Annotated in this window: 17 protein-coding genes; all 17 read right to left on the minus strand. The window is 62.2% G+C overall.

Translation table 11 applies throughout. From position 1 onward, the window contains the following. Positions 1–2: 2 nt before the first annotated feature. Positions 3–236, minus strand: coding sequence for a hypothetical protein (locus tag H8B14_RS12135; protein ID WP_187315887.1), 234 nt, complete (start codon positions 234–236; stop codon positions 3–5). 1 nt (position 237) lies between these two features. Further along, positions 238–1,221 carry an amidoligase family protein gene (locus H8B14_RS12140; protein ID WP_187315888.1) on the minus strand — a complete coding sequence of 328 codons (984 nt, stop codon included), beginning with the start codon at positions 1,219–1,221 and terminating at the stop codon, positions 238–240. A gap of 189 nt (positions 1,222–1,410) precedes the next feature. Then, positions 1,411–1,707, minus strand: coding sequence for a hypothetical protein (locus H8B14_RS12145; protein ID WP_187315889.1), 297 nt, complete (start codon positions 1,705–1,707; stop codon positions 1,411–1,413). 214 nt (positions 1,708–1,921) lie between these two features. Beyond that, positions 1,922–2,314 (minus strand): hypothetical protein, encoded by a 393-nt coding sequence (locus H8B14_RS12150; RefSeq protein WP_187315890.1) that lies wholly within the window; start codon positions 2,312–2,314, stop codon positions 1,922–1,924. Beyond that, on the minus strand, positions 2,311–2,751 hold the full coding sequence (locus tag H8B14_RS12155; protein ID WP_187315891.1) for a lysozyme: 441 nt from the start codon (positions 2,749–2,751) through the stop codon (positions 2,311–2,313). The genes H8B14_RS12150 and H8B14_RS12155 overlap by 4 nt, the downstream gene beginning before the upstream one ends. Positions 2,752–2,759: 8 nt before the next feature. Further along, complete coding sequence (locus H8B14_RS12160; RefSeq protein WP_187315892.1) at positions 2,760–3,293, minus strand: phage holin family protein; 534 nt, start codon at positions 3,291–3,293, stop codon at positions 2,760–2,762. Further along, positions 3,293–4,318: a DUF6712 family protein gene (locus H8B14_RS12165; protein WP_187315893.1), complete on the minus strand. Its 1,026-nt coding sequence runs from the start codon at positions 4,316–4,318 to the stop codon at positions 3,293–3,295. The genes H8B14_RS12160 and H8B14_RS12165 overlap by 1 nt, the downstream gene beginning before the upstream one ends. A gap of 2 nt (positions 4,319–4,320) precedes the next feature. Beyond that, positions 4,321–5,676 carry a hypothetical protein gene (locus H8B14_RS12170; protein WP_187315894.1) on the minus strand — a complete coding sequence of 452 codons (1,356 nt, stop codon included), beginning with the start codon at positions 5,674–5,676 and terminating at the stop codon, positions 4,321–4,323. Next, a complete protein-coding gene (locus H8B14_RS12175; protein WP_187315895.1) occupies positions 5,677–6,039 on the minus strand; it encodes a hypothetical protein in 363 nt (120 codons plus the stop codon). A 396-nt stretch (positions 6,040–6,435) separates the two neighbouring features. Further along, a complete protein-coding gene (locus H8B14_RS12180) occupies positions 6,436–8,112 on the minus strand; it encodes a hypothetical protein (RefSeq protein WP_187315896.1) in 1,677 nt (558 codons plus the stop codon). After that, positions 8,099–8,800 (minus strand): hypothetical protein, encoded by a 702-nt coding sequence (locus H8B14_RS12185; RefSeq protein WP_187315897.1) that lies wholly within the window; start codon positions 8,798–8,800, stop codon positions 8,099–8,101. Before H8B14_RS12185 ends, H8B14_RS12180 begins: the two co-directional genes overlap by 14 nt. After that, positions 8,778–10,064 carry a DNA modification methylase gene (locus tag H8B14_RS21345; RefSeq protein WP_187315898.1) on the minus strand — a complete coding sequence of 429 codons (1,287 nt, stop codon included), beginning with the start codon at positions 10,062–10,064 and terminating at the stop codon, positions 8,778–8,780. Before H8B14_RS21345 ends, H8B14_RS12185 begins: the two co-directional genes overlap by 23 nt. Further along, a complete protein-coding gene (locus tag H8B14_RS12195) occupies positions 10,057–10,713 on the minus strand; it encodes a hypothetical protein (protein WP_187315899.1) in 657 nt (218 codons plus the stop codon). Before H8B14_RS12195 ends, H8B14_RS21345 begins: the two co-directional genes overlap by 8 nt. A gap of 486 nt (positions 10,714–11,199) precedes the next feature. Further along, positions 11,200–11,430 carry a hypothetical protein gene (locus tag H8B14_RS12200; protein WP_187315900.1) on the minus strand — a complete coding sequence of 77 codons (231 nt, stop codon included), beginning with the start codon at positions 11,428–11,430 and terminating at the stop codon, positions 11,200–11,202. A 4-nt stretch (positions 11,431–11,434) separates the two neighbouring features. Then, complete coding sequence (locus H8B14_RS12205; protein ID WP_187315901.1) at positions 11,435–11,992, minus strand: hypothetical protein; 558 nt, start codon at positions 11,990–11,992, stop codon at positions 11,435–11,437. A gap of 39 nt (positions 11,993–12,031) precedes the next feature. Then, positions 12,032–12,361 (minus strand): hypothetical protein, encoded by a 330-nt coding sequence (locus H8B14_RS12210; protein WP_187315902.1) that lies wholly within the window; start codon positions 12,359–12,361, stop codon positions 12,032–12,034. 110 nt (positions 12,362–12,471) lie between these two features. Then, positions 12,472–13,431 (minus strand): hypothetical protein, encoded by a 960-nt coding sequence (locus tag H8B14_RS12215; protein ID WP_187315903.1) that lies wholly within the window; start codon positions 13,429–13,431, stop codon positions 12,472–12,474. Positions 13,432–13,453: the final 22 nt, after the last annotated feature.

Below are 13,453 nucleotides of genomic sequence, written 5' to 3' on the forward strand. Positions count from 1 at the left end.
CGCTATACCAGCGTTACGACGCCGCATTGCTTTAGGTCGCTGACGAAGTTGGCCACGCTATCGATGCGCACAATAGAGCCGTCGTACACTTTACAGCGGGCCGCCATACCTTCCATGAAATCCTCGATACTAACCGAAGGCACCCACTGTTGGGCGTCCTGGCGTAGACCTTGTATCAGGCCCAGGTCGGTGGTGGCCGTTAGCTGGCCACCACCGAGTATGTTATATGTAGGCATTCTATCGGGTTTGGAGCGCCGTCCGGCGGCGCTGGTAGTAGGTGGCAATATCGCGCTGGTTAAAGGTAGCAAATTCGGCTACAGGCAGGTTTGGCATTACGAGACGGGCCTTGGAGTAGTCGACTAAGTTGGTCAGGAATTTAACCCAAAAGCTGATCTTCTCATAGTCCGTGCTGCCGCTATGCTGGCGGAATTCTATCGTACCCTGGCGCGGGAAGCTCTGCATGTTGACCTTGTAGTAGCGGCCGCCCCCATTAGCCGCCAGACTTAGTTCCGGTACCGTGGTGGCAGCGAGTATCTGGCGTTCCGCTTCGACCATCGTGCGGGCGCGCTGCAGGCTCTGGCAATAAGAATTGGCCGAGCCGCGGCGGGCGGGCGGCATTATTTGGTCGATGCTAGTTTCCATGACCAAGTAGTTGCGCACCAGATTTTTCATATTGTCTACGCTCAGGTCGCGTGTGCCCAGGTGTACATGCAGGCCGCAGGAATTATTTACCTGTGCCCCACAGATCTTCAGGGCGCGGCAGGCGCGGGCCAGATCCTCCAGGCCTTCGTAGCCCTGCAGCACTGGGCTTACTAGCTCAAAGCCGTTGGGGCCGGTTACGCTGGCGTCGCTTACTATTTTCCAGTGGGGGCGGGTGTTGTGGTTGTAGCTCTCGCCTTCCGCTTCCAGGCCTTGTGCGCGCAACTCCGCCAGCAGGTCGGCGCGGGTTACGCCGAAGGCTTCAATTTCTACTCCGAAGGTGCGGGTGAAGGCACCAGGCGTGAAGGGGGCCAAGGCGGCGGCTGTAGCCGTGTGGGCCGGCGTGGCCAGGGCGGTGGTGGCGCGGCTGGCTACCCAGGCGGCGTATACGTTCTGGGCGAAACCGTAACCTACGTTCATCAGGGTAGCTACCTCGCGGCGGCTCAGGCCGAGGCCGAAGAGCTGCTGCATTTTCCACGTTTTAGTGGTACCGGCGGTAGCGAGGATTTGGGTAGCAGTCATATTCGTAAGTCGTTGTTTGCGTTCCGTTTAGGTGATACAAACAACGCATCGTTTCCGGCCCCTATCAAGTTAAAAAGCTTGTTTTTGAGTGCGAGAGCGCAGATTCCATGCACGGTGCACTTACCCGACTGGCACGGTACAATCGGGCACAAAAAAGCCCCGCAAGTGAGGCGAGGCTTTCTGCAGCGACTAGTTAGTTCCTAGCTCTTCAATCCGTTTTTCCAGCCCGGCCACTACCTGCAGCAGCTGCTGCTCCAGGTTGCTGAGCGGGGTAAGCGCAAACAGGTCGTAAGCCTTCAAGATGGCCAGGCCCTCCCCCGTTCCAACATAAGCCGGAGCGGCTTTGGGCAAGCGGGGCTGCGGCTCCGGGGCCGGCTCCTCGGGCGCCGCGGCACCAGGCTGCCACTCGAAACCATCACCGGTACCGTTAGGGTCTGGGTCTTTATCCCGGCCGAAGCCAATGGGACGAGTAGGGGTCTTAGCCATGAGGGTGCAGCTGTCGGCGGCAAGCCGGGGAAATCGCTGCGAACATCCTAGAAACACGCTGCGCGTGCGCCAGATATACGGGTCATGCTCCCGCTCTACTCCCCGGCCGTTTTCGATGACGGCCAAGGCGCAAGCGCAGAAGTGTTACTAAGATATTCGCGGAACGAAGGTAGGAAACCAAACTGCCCCAGCCAGCACGGCCAGGGCAGTTTATTTACTTTCGCCAGGGTTTAAGCCAGCAAACCAAGCCGATGACGGCTATGATGATGGACGCTGTAGTGAGTTGCCGACCGGTGATGCCCTGCTGCACCGACACGTCGGAATCAGTATTACCCACATTTTTGAGCTTCACCTTGCCGACCGGCACGTTAACGTTGGCCAGGGCCTGCGTCTGCGCGTCCGTCCAGCGGGCCACTTGCTTGGGCGAAGCCTGCGCCGGTGGCGGCACCAGGTACGGTGGCAGGGTGGCCTGCTGCTGCAGTTGCGCATGGGTGGGGGCAGCTACCAGCGCAGGTACCGAACGCAGGGCGGCGCAGCCAGCGGCGCAGTAGAAGAGCAGCAGAATACCCACAATAAGCGTCCAAGCCTTGAATCGCAACCCCTTCATGGCTTCAGGAATAAGGCGGCCTCGCGCAGGCGGCGCGCTTCGATGGCCGCGCTGGGCTTGCCGTTCACGTTGCGCCAGATCCGGAAGTAGTTCTTCAACGCGGCCGGGTCGCGGACGGCCGTGGAGTTGACGTAGCGCACCAAACTGGACTTGGCCAGCGCCGCTTCGCCCAGGTTGAAGGCAAAGCTCACGAGGGCGTTGAACTGGTTCTGGGTCAGCGGCACCGTCACGACCCGGTTGACGGCCGCTTCGAAGCGCGCCAGGTCTTGGCTGAGCAGCATCTGGCTCTGCTCACGGGTGATACTCATCCGGGCCAGCACGTCGGGCCCGGTGTGGCCCACACCGATGGTGGCCACGCCGGCTGCGCACAGATACGTTTTGAGCACTTCGCCTTCTTCCTTGGTGATGAAGGCCCGACCGGCAACGTCGGTTTTCATGTTTGCGCTCATACAGCGGGGGTTATGGCGCCCTTAGCGGGCACCGTAGGTGAATCATCAATGGCGACGGGCAACTCGTCCGGGGGCGTCTTGCTGCGGAACTGGCCGGTTTCTTCCCAGTCGCTCATACCGCGGCGCAGGAACTTGGGCAGCGGCAAGCCCATACCGCCAAGTCCGCGTAGGTTCTCGTCGATGCTCTTGGTTTCGATCAGCAGAATGAAGAAATAAATGGCGCCCTTCACGCCGAAGGCCATGTACTCGGCCCAGGGAAACTTGCTGCCGTCAACCTCGATGTTGCAGAACACGTGGGCCACGACGATGCCCACGCCGTAGTCGCGCAGTTTGGTGAACATCTGGCGCATGCCGCGCGAGTGGAAGCGCCCCTGCCGAAAGCTGCGGGCCATGCCCAGGCCCGTGTCGAGCAGGAACAGCACCATGAGGAAGGCCAGCGCGTTCCAGTCGTTGAAAATGTACTTCTCGAACAGCTGCCACGCTCTTTGCAGCACGGGTAATACTCGGGGGTTCAGGATGATAGAAAGCATTAGCAGAAGCGGTAAACGCGGGATTCCGCCGTATTCAGGGGCGTCACTGGCGTGGCGGGCGCCCGGTAAGGGCCCAGGGTGAAATAGGTCGCGTAGCGAGTAGCCGAAGCGCGCTGGTTGAGAAAACCGCGCATCTTCTCCAGCAGGATGTCGGCCGCGCGCTGGGCCTCGAAAGCCCGGGCCTGCAGCAGCTGGTCGAGCCCAGCGTCGGCCTCTTTCGCGTTGGAGTCGTCGACGCGGGCCACCATCAGCTCAATGCCGTCGCCGGTCAGCCGCAGGCCCAGCTCGGGCACGGCCCTAGCGAGCGTGGAGCTGGCCAGCGCCGGCCGCACGAACTGCTCGAGCAGTTCCTCGTTCTCAGGCGTCACGGTGCGGGTGCGCACCTGCTCGCGCAGCTCACTCAGAAAATCGTAGCCCAGCTGCGGCTCCAGAACGAACAGCTCCTGCCGCACCAGCAGCGGGCGCAGGGCCTCGAACACCGGCCACGAGTCCTGGATGTTCTCAAAGCGGCTGAACTCGTCGGGACTGGTGAGCAGCTGCCGGCGCCGGTTCCGGCTCGGGCCGGCGGCCCAGTCCTGCAGCGGCAGTTCCGTCGTGGTGGCGTGATTGGCTTCCAGCCAGCGCAGCAGCACGACCATATCGGCGTAGCCCTTGCGGCTGAGCGTCTTGGCCAGGCTGTTGATCTGCCACTGAAACGCCGTCTTGTGCGTGCCCGTGGTTTGAATGTGCACGCCAGTCTCGTCAATGCTCACCTGCAGCTCGTCCAGCGCGCCGGCCAGACTCAGCCGGGCCAGCGGCGCCTGCACCAGCCGCAGCAGCTCGGCGGCCGGCGCGTCGTGCTCGGGCAGCAGGCCGGCCTCGTACTGCGCGTCCAGCCAATGCAGCAAATCGGCGCCAAGTACCGGCAGCAGCAGCGCGCCGCGCAGGCGCTCCTCTTCCCGGCGCACCGGCTCGGGCACGTCGTTGGTTTGCACGCTCACGTAGCGGCGCAGCTCGTCACAAGTCTTAAGTAGGGTCAGCAGCATAATTAGGCAGCTTTAGCCGGGGCCTCGGCGGCCTGGTCCAGCGTATTGATTTGCGGGTTGAGAAAGCGAAACTCGATGTCGGGGTCCCAGCCGTTGTAGTCGCGCACCAGGTTGAGCGGCTCGATGATGAGCTGCTGCAGGTAGTAGTGCGTGGCGATAAAGGCGTTGAAGGCGACGCGCTTGTCCGAGCCACTCCCCGCCCCCATGCCCTTGCCGGGGCTGATGCCGGAGAGCGTCGGATCCACCTGAAGGGCGGTATAGATGTGGGAGCTGGCCTCCTGCGAGTCCTCGATGTAAATGCCCGACTTGATCTTGTCGTCGATGGCCGTCACCTTGAAGGCCTGGATGAGCTCGCCCGACTGCGGGTCGGTGAACGTGATGGTCAGAATCGACTTGCCGGCCCCATCGGCGCCAGCCATGGTCTTCTCAAACTCGGCCAACTCGCCGGCAATGATGCTGCGCCGATCCTCGGTGAGCTTGGTGTCCCAGTCCGGATACTTCCACTTCCAGTAGCCCTCGTGGGCCTCGATGATGTACTTGAGGCTGAGCTGGTTTTTGAACAGCGCCTTCTTGAACTCGGGGATGGCCATGGCCACATCCAGCCAGCCCGACTTGCGGATGCTGTTCCAGGCAATGAGCTGGTACAGGGCCTGTCCGGGCGAAGGCAGCGAAAGCGGGTAGATGTATTTGTAGCCGCGCGTGTCGGCGCGCAGACTCTCCACCACGTCGAAGTAGGGGTCGAGCACCGGCACGCTGGTCGTAAAGCCGTCACCGGGCTTAGCGTCCGGCCAGTTGGCCGAGATGTGCAGCCATTCGGGCACAGCCATGCCCGGCTTGGGCACGGAGTAGCGGCTGAAGGCCGTATCTGGCACGCTCAAACTGGTGATGATGCTCCGGTCACGGCTCAGAATCAGCTCCGGGAAGCCGTTGGCGAAGTTGACCAGGTTCTGCAAACCCTCGAAGCCATACCGCGGGATGTTGGAGCGCTGGAAAAACGCCTTGATTTCCGGGCTGAGCACCCGCTGAAAAATTTCGTTGCCGTCCTTGTCGTAGTCCAGCACCTTGCCGTACACGATGCCCTTGCCGTAAATGGCGCGGGTTTTCCAATCCAGCACGGCCGGGATGATGCTGCTCCTGGAAATTTCGGTCAGCACCTGCTGCGGAAAGTCGTTGGCGTCGCCCCACTGCGCCACGTCGCCTGTTTGTCCCATCACCAGCGGCGAGGTGGGCGCATCCCCATCGGCGGTGCCAGTTTTCACGCCGGTGCCCTTCGCGGCGCCCATAGCGCCGCCCAGGCGGAACACCGACCCGTTCAGGTAAGCGACGTTGGCGCCGCTGTTGAATACTACTTGCTCCATTTAGAGGAAGATTTTGCGGCCCTGCACGGCCACGATGAGGTAGATGTGCACCTTCACCAGCTTGCCGGTGCGCGTGTCCACCAGGTTGCGGGTGGCGTTGGTCCAGTGGTGCGGATTTCGGGGAAGTGGCAGCGGCACTTGGCTCTCGTCAATGCCGGCAGCAGCATCTTCTTCGGGCGTGGTGAGGCGAAACGTGGCGGTTTTGATGCGCTTGCCGCGGCCGATGCGGGCGGCGGGCAACGTGCCGAAGGCGCCGGCCTCACCGGTGCGGCGGTTGGCTTTCACGAAGCGAACCGACACCGGGGCCTCACCCTCGAGCAAAGCCAGCGCGTCCTTTAAGCGAAGTGGTGCGGGGGTTTCCATGTCGCAAAACTGCCGGCCGGCGCACCTCGCAAAAAGGACACAAAACCGCACTTACACGCTGGAAACGAACGAAAAAACTAATCTCACTGCACCCCTTGAATGCAGCGCGCACAGGCCGATTATGGGACTTTCGGGCGTTTTACAGTCTCACTCGTGTAGCGCGGTGCCCCTGCTTGCACTGTCGCGTTTTGGCAGCTGCCGAAGGCTACTTCGGGGATATCTGTGGGAGCCGGGTAGGTCAGCCAGGCATCGAGATAGGACACGCACGGTATGCATCCACCGAAGTAGCCGCTGGCAGTTCGTGGCGTAGGCTATGTGATGGTCATGTGACAATACCCAACAAAAAGCCCCCATGCAGGCTGCATGGGGGCTTCTTCTATGTGACGCGGGGCAGGCCTAGACCACAAGCATCTGACTCCAGTCGACGCCGGAGTTGATGATATCGGTGCCGCAGCTGAGCATGTGCAAATCCACGTTGTCGGTGAAGTGGGTGGCATGGTGCGCCGGGAAGTTCTTGTTCCGCTCACTGGCCTTCACCTTAAGGATGCGGCCCTTGCTGTCCTGGCTTACGGGCGCCAGCAGCATGGCCTGTACCACGTCCTTGGTATTGACCTTGTTGAAGCGCATACGCAATAGCTTTGGGTCACGCTCCGAGAGCAGCGTCTGGGCCAATTGGTAGCGCGTGGGGTGGCCCGGGATGCGGGGCAGGCCGTAAGGCCTAACGCGCCAGCCCCGCTGCCGCAGGCCCCGCATGAACTGCTCATTGAGCGTATAAGCACTATCCGGGCGGCGGGCATTGCCGTACTCTTCGTCACTAAGAAACTCTACTTCCTTGCGTAGGTGGGGCTGGTAGTAGCGGCAGAACTCGTTGAGCAGGTCGTCAATGAAGGCCGGGTGCTTGACGTATAGGCCTTTGAGGAAGCGGTACTCCCGCTTATCCAGGTGCGGCTGCCCCACCACCAGGGTCGTGATAGTAGCGCCCCAGTCTACCGACACGCGCAGGGCCTGGTGGCTCCGGCAGTCACTATCGGAAAGACTCGTGGCGCTGGCCACGTCGCCGGCGGCCCCCAGCTTCTTCAGGTTGAACTCCAGGCCCAGGATGTAGCTGTCGTCGGCGCATTCCTGCACGTGCACGGCTTGGTTGAGCTGCGGGTAGAAGCCGCCCTCGACCGTGGTGGGGCGCCGGTTCATCATCTCCACCATAAAGGTGAAGTCGGTCATGAACTTACGCTGGTCCAATAGGTACTGCAGGCCCAGGTTCTGGATATTATCAAAGGCGTTGGCCTCTGAGTAGAACGTGCCCTTGTTGGCGGCTGAAGGGAAGTACGATACCTCCCGCATGAGCTTCACCACCTCGTCACGCCAGATAGCGAGCCGCTCCTCGTCGCTGCCGGCATCCAGGAAGCGCACCTGGGCGTCGATCAGCGCGTTTTGCCGCTCCACCAGGTCCACGCCGTGGTTTTCGTAGTAGCTCGACTTGTCGAGCAGCCAGCGGCCCTGGTCGCCCCAGGGCATGGAACTGAAGAGGAATACGCCGTGGTGCTTCGGGTTTTTGCCGAAGTAGTGGCCGTTGCCGCGGTTGGTGGCCGAGAGGTCGGCGTCGAGCTTGTTCTTGTCGAAGAGCAGGGCTTCGTCGCCGATAAAGCCGTCCACGTTCAGGCCGCGCGAGCTGGAGCCGCCGGCATCGAGCGAGACCAGGTGAAACCCGGTCCCGTTTTTGAAAATAATGAAGTGGTCGTAGCTCAGTGGCCCTTCGTATGGCCGGTCCCAGTTCAGGGTCGGGGGCGGCTTGCGGCCGATGTAGAAGTCGCGGTTAAGTTTGTAGCCCAGCCGCTCCAGCGACGAAATGGTGCTGGGCAGCGTGCGCGAGAGCACCTGCTTGTAGGTCGAGCCCACAATCACCCAGCAGCTGCGGGGCATGGTCTGCACGATTTCGTGAATGTCCCAGGCAATGATGCTGGACTTGCCCGTACCGCGGCCCCAGACGCTGACGCCCTCCTTTTTGCCGCGGGCCGTGATATAGCGCAGCTGCGGCTGGTTGAACTGGAGCTTGACCTGATCAATGACGACCATCGCCCGGGCCCTCCTCGCCCCTGGTTTCGGCCAGCATGACTTCCATGGCCTCCACGCTAAACACGTTTTCACTCACCGCGCCCTGCAGCAGCTCGTACTCGGCATCCGACACGTCATCGAGCTTAGTGATGTCAAAATTGCGGGTTTTGGGGCCACGAGGACCATTGTAGCTCACGTGGATGACGTAGTTGGTGGCCCCACCGCCGTTGCTGCCGTCCTCGGCCGTATCGGCCCGGTTCAGGCCCTGCAGCGCGGCCAGGAACTTGCCCGCGGCCAATGCCCCGCGCACGTCGGGCGGGCGCTGGGTGAGGCAAAGCTGGAGCATCATCTGGGTGTGCGTAATGAGCATGGCCCGGGCGCCCTGCTTCTTGACCTTCTTCAAATCCCCCATCAGGTTCTGGGCATCGGCCAAACGCCGGTAGCACGTGGCGCGGCTGATGCCGAACTGCTTAGCCAGCAGTGGCCAGGCCTGGTCGAAGGTGTGATAGTTGAGCAGTAGCGCGTAAGCGGCCTCCATCTGCTGGTTCATCAGCTTATCAGCCGGCGACAACGCCGCCAGCCCGGGGCCGGTGCCGTCGGCCTCCTCAATGCTAGCGGCGTAGATGCGCTCGACGGCCGTCGAACCCGGCCCCTTCAGCGTGGCCGGCACACTGGTGGCGGGCAGGTTAGGCGGCAGCTGCGTCGACATACTCGTTAAGCTGGGCCTCGGAGAGTTCCTCCCCGTTGCGGGTGATGCTAAAACGGCGCTGATTATCGTGCATGAACTGGGCAAAGCGGCGCACGTGCACGTCGACGTAGCACGGATCCAGCTCGATGCTGTGGCAGCTGCGCTGGGTCTTTTCGCAGGCAATGAGCAGACTGCCGGAGCCGCCGAAGCCGTCGAACACCACGTCGTCCTCCTTGCTGGAGCACTCCAGCAGGTATTGCAGGATATCGAGCGGCTTCATCGTCGGATGGTCGGCATTGCGGCTCGGCCGGTCGAAATGGAGCACCGTGGTCTGCTTGCGGTCCGAGTACCAGGGGTGCGCGGCGCCTTCCTTCCAGCCGTAGAGAATCGGCTCGTGTTGCCAGTGAAAGTCCTGGCGGCCCATCACGAAGGCCTGCTTCACCCACACCAGGCACTGGCTCAGCTTCAGGCCGGCCTCCTTCAGGGCCAGGCGGAAGTTGGCGCCCTCGCTGTCGGCGTGAAACACGTAGATGGGCGCGCCCGGGACCGAATAGGCGTACACGTTGACGTAGAAGTCGTAGAGAAACTCCCGGAACGAGGCATCGTCCATGTCGTCGTTCTGGATGGTCAGCGCATCTTTGGTTTTGCCCTCGTACTTGACGTTGTAGGGCGGATCGGTAACGGTGAGCTGCGCCAGGCGGCCCTGCAGCAGCTTCTCCAATACGTCGCTCTCGGTCGAGGAGCCGCACACCAGCCGGTGCACCAGGCCACGGCCCACGCTCTGAAACTCGTACACGTCGCCCAGCACGCTGATGGGCGTGGCCGGCGGGGTCGGGTCGAAGGCCTGCTCCTCGGCCGGCGGCAGCACGACGGCCTGCAGGGCGGCCAGCTGCTCGAGCACGGGCGCGTCGAGGATGGAGTCGAGCTGCAGGTGGGCGAAGTTGTCGAGCAGGCTTTGGTAGTCCCACTGGCCGGCGCCAACGTTGCTGGTGACGTTGTACTCGTCCAGCTCGTCTTTCGTCAACTGACGGTTTGGCACGCGCACGTCGATGAGCTCTTCGCCGCGGCCCAGGTCCACGAGCACGGCTAGGCGCTGGTGGCCGGCCAGCACGACGTTGTCGAGGTTGATGGCCGGAATCTCGGCCAGGTTGAACTTGCGGATGCTGCGCGTAAGCCGCTCGCGGCCCTCGTCAGTGAGCGTGCGCGGGTTGTAGCTCAGCGGCACTAGTTCGCGCACGCGGCGCTGCTGAGTGGTCCAGGAAAGGGGAATCAGTTCTTCAGACACGGGTCGTAGAAGTTAGTTTCAATCGAATCAGGGTGATGTCGGCCTCCAGGGCCGGCAGCTCCGCGGCACGCTTGGCGTTCTTGCGCACCTTGGAGCGGGTGGCGACCAGATTGTCGAGCCGGCGGCGCAGCTCGCCCTGGTCGACCACGTCGGCCAGCGCAACCGGGCCGGCCGGCAGCGTACCATGGCTGAGCACGTGGGCGACCAGCTGCTGCAGCTGCAGCACCTGGTCGCCAAGGGCCAGGATTCGGAGCGCGTGCTTACCGCGGTCCTTCTCGCTCAGCCGCGGGGCCGTGAGCTGGGCGTGCAGCTGGCTGCGCTCGTCGCGCAGGCCGCGCAGCTGGGCCCGCAGTGGCAGCAGCTCGGGCGAGTCTGTGTGGACTTGCGTGGGTTCCGGGACGACGGCAGAGGCCGCTGGAGCCGGTTTCGGTGGGGCGTCTGCTGGTAGCGTGGGGAGTGGCACCGGCTCCAGCGGCCCACTGGCCAGCGCCTGCAGCTCCCGCTCCAGCACCTGCCGGCTGTAGCTCGTTTCGCCCAGAGCGAAAAGCTGCCGGTATACCGGGCTGCTGCCCAGCTGCGCGTACAGGGCCACGCCAGCCGCAAAATCAGTCGGATCAGCCAGCCAGCGGATGAGTTCGGGGGTTTGCATGCTGCAAAACTGCCGCGGCCTACCTCGGGCGAAAAGGACGCAAAAAGGAATGATTCGCGTCTGCCACCCTTGGAATTTGCTCTTAATTAACCGAAAAATGAATGTCACATATCCTAGATCATTGTCCTTGAGCAAGCGTCAATCCGGGGCATAAATTGCTAGCATTCCCATACCCAATCTGTCGTTGCTTCCCATGAATACTCAATCGCAAGCCCTACCCCTGATTGCCTTGCTGCTGCTTGGTGGCATACCGAGCGACATACCCCTGCCCGACGTTACGGCGCCGCTTGTTGCTTAATTGCTGGATTGCCTGGCTGCATCGTCAGCGACCATCCTACGTACTACCTCCGCCTCCCTTCCTTTCCACAACCAACTCCCAGGCTCCGACGCATCCAGTCGGAGCCTGTTGTGCGTCTGGAGCATGCAAGAGACGCAAAAAAGCCCCAGCCATTGGCTGAGGCCTTTTCCTCTCACGCACCGTTCCTCTCACAAACCGGCTTTCTTGTGCCCGCCTGGCGTCCGGCTCTTCTTGGCTTTCCTCGCTACCAAGTAGGTGAAGAGAGGGTCCTTGACCAGCTCATCGGCCTCCGCGAGCGTGAGCCGCGTGAGGTCGATTTTGCGCCGGAGCCGCTGGATCTCGATAACACAGGGCGTTATAGTGGCGGTATACTTCTCCGCGACTTCCGGCAGGAGCTGGTGGGGGGACTGCTTGCTCATCTACCTATGGGCCAGGCACTGTGGCGGGCTTCTCGATGACGTCGCCCTTGTAAATTTTGATGCCCACGGCGTAGCACTCGGCCTTCACCGTGGTGCCGCGGCGGCCGCCCGAGAGCTTGCCCGAGCCATAGGCCGGCGCCAGCTCGACCGGCAGGCCCTCCGCGCCCACTTGGATGTAGGTGCCATCGGCATCGGGCACGAGCATGATGCCGTCCGTGTTTTTAGCGATGTTGAACAGCTCCAGCGACTCGGGCTTGTTGCCCGGGTGGAAGCCTTCGAAGCTCAGCTTCTGGCCGCGGCCGTCCCGCTCACCCACTACCTCACCCTTCAGCTCGTTGGAGTCGAGCGTGATGTAGATGCGCAGGAAGCCCAGCCCCATCTTGAAGGCATGGTCGGCCGTGATGACGGCCGACGTGCCGGCTGGCGCGGTGGCCACGAAAGCCGGCGCCTTGGCAATGGTCTGGAAGTAGCTCATGGGCGCCCAGAGCACGTAGCCCAGCAGGCCCGGCGTGTTCTCGGTGCCGTCCAGGCCGCCGAGGTGGGTCAGATTCGACAAATCCATAGGGAGTATCTTAAAACGATGATGGTGTCGATTAACCGGCTATTTGGCCGCCTTGGGCACCAGCTGCAGCAAGCCGCTTTTGGTCTCGATCAGGTGCTTGACAGCCTCCTTGTTCTTGCCCAGGTCCTCGGCTTTGATCAGCTCGCCCTTCACGGTGAACTGCTTGCCCAGCACGCGGTACTGCTTCTGCTCGTGGGTCACGATGACCGCCGTACCCTGCTGCTGCGCCGTTTCGCTGTTGGCAATCTGCTCGGCCTGGCCGGCAATGATGCCCTGGGCCAGCTCCAGCTCGCCCTGCAGGCGAACGTTCTCGGCCGTCAGCGACTCGATGGTGGGCTGACGGGTTTGTTCTGTATTGGCTTCTGCCATGATGGGGAAAGCGTAAAATCAGTGGTTGCTTAGTGGTTGCTCAGTGGTTGAAAAGATGCCGGCAAGTAGCGCCGGCCCCCATTCGGGCGCCGGCGCTACTCCTACCAGGCTTAGACCAGTTCCTGGTCGTTGGTGAACACGATTTCGGGCAGGATAAAGCCTACGCCCATGCTGAAGTCGGTGAAGAACTTGAGCAGTCGGTCCACGTTTTCCACCTGCACGGCCGACTGGTTCTTGACCTTGCGGCGCAGCATGATGGCGTTGCCCACCGGCGTACACCAGATCTTCTCGGTGCTGCGGTGCGAGGGCAGACCCTGCAGCTTGATGTTGGTTTTGTTGATGGTCAGATCCAGCGCCCCGCCGCCGGTGTTCTTGCCGTACTTGCGCTCCTGGCCCCGCAGAAACTGGCGCGCCACCGTCGGTGAGCAGCCCAGGATCATGGGAATCTCCCAGTAGTCCTTGTGGATGCCGTCGGCGAAGGCCTCGAACTGCTCCACCAGCGCCTCCGGGTTGGTCAGCTCCAGCGCGCCCGTCACAATGGGCGTAGTGCGGCCGGCCTGCACGTGACCGTTGATGATCATTTTCAGGCCGTTGATGGACGTGCCGGCCGGGCCAGCGACGCCGGCCACCGGGGCTTGGTACACCCCCTGAAAAATCTCGTTGAACTCGATGTCCTGCTTGATCTGCGGAATCAGGTACACTTCCACGTACCAGCGCACGAAGGGCCAGGCCTTGCGGTCGATTTCCGGGCCGTCCATGAACGCCAGCCAGGTGTCCTCCAGCTCGTCGGGATACTCCTGCGCGTCAACCTTGAGGCGGAACTGGCGGATTTCCACCGGCTGAAACTCCACCCCGGCCAGCGGCGTGAAGGCCTTCTGGAAGGGCTGCACCACGCGGCTGAAGATGGTTTTGGCCGCGCGCCACAGCGTGTCATCCGTGTTGATGGGCGTGAACATGCTCTCCGTGGTCGTCGGGGAGCGCAGCAAGCTATAAAGTCGCTGCAGGTTCTGGCCTTGGTTGAGGTAGTAGGCGCCGAACTGGGCCACTACGGCGGTAATTGCTAAAGCCATGATTAGGGCTTAAAAAGATGAA

This window comes from Hymenobacter puniceus, assembly GCF_014333525.1.
Taxonomy (GTDB): Bacteria; Bacteroidota; Bacteroidia; order Cytophagales; family Hymenobacteraceae; genus Hymenobacter.

Coding starts and splice junctions, on each gene's coding strand:
- H8B14_RS12150 (WP_187315890.1), bottom strand. CDS start 2,314: ATGAAGGGGTTGCGATTCAAGGCTTGGACGCTTATTGTGGGTATTCTG.
- H8B14_RS12135 (WP_187315887.1), bottom strand. CDS start 236: ATGCCTACATATAACATACTCGGTGGTGGCCAGCTAACGGCCACCACC.
- H8B14_RS12140 (WP_187315888.1), bottom strand. CDS start 1,221: ATGACTGCTACCCAAATCCTCGCTACCGCCGGTACCACTAAAACGTGG.
- H8B14_RS12170 (WP_187315894.1), bottom strand. CDS start 5,676: ATGGAGCAAGTAGTATTCAACAGCGGCGCCAACGTCGCTTACCTGAAC.
- H8B14_RS12165 (WP_187315893.1), bottom strand. CDS start 4,318: ATGCTGCTGACCCTACTTAAGACTTGTGACGAGCTGCGCCGCTACGTG.
- H8B14_RS12210 (WP_187315902.1), bottom strand. CDS start 12,361: ATGGCAGAAGCCAATACAGAACAAACCCGTCAGCCCACCATCGAGTCG.
- H8B14_RS12205 (WP_187315901.1), bottom strand. CDS start 11,992: ATGGATTTGTCGAATCTGACCCACCTCGGCGGCCTGGACGGCACCGAG.
- H8B14_RS12145 (WP_187315889.1), bottom strand. CDS start 1,707: ATGGCTAAGACCCCTACTCGTCCCATTGGCTTCGGCCGGGATAAAGAC.
- H8B14_RS12195 (WP_187315899.1), bottom strand. CDS start 10,713: ATGCAAACCCCCGAACTCATCCGCTGGCTGGCTGATCCGACTGATTTT.
- H8B14_RS12175 (WP_187315895.1), bottom strand. CDS start 6,039: ATGGAAACCCCCGCACCACTTCGCTTAAAGGACGCGCTGGCTTTGCTC.
- H8B14_RS12155 (WP_187315891.1), bottom strand. CDS start 2,751: ATGAAAACCGACGTTGCCGGTCGGGCCTTCATCACCAAGGAAGAAGGC.
- H8B14_RS12185 (WP_187315897.1), bottom strand. CDS start 8,800: ATGTCGACGCAGCTGCCGCCTAACCTGCCCGCCACCAGTGTGCCGGCC.
- H8B14_RS12180 (WP_187315896.1), bottom strand. CDS start 8,112: ATGGTCGTCATTGATCAGGTCAAGCTCCAGTTCAACCAGCCGCAGCTG.
- H8B14_RS12200 (WP_187315900.1), bottom strand. CDS start 11,430: ATGAGCAAGCAGTCCCCCCACCAGCTCCTGCCGGAAGTCGCGGAGAAG.
- H8B14_RS12215 (WP_187315903.1), bottom strand. CDS start 13,431: ATGGCTTTAGCAATTACCGCCGTAGTGGCCCAGTTCGGCGCCTACTAC.
- H8B14_RS12160 (WP_187315892.1), bottom strand. CDS start 3,293: ATGCTTTCTATCATCCTGAACCCCCGAGTATTACCCGTGCTGCAAAGA.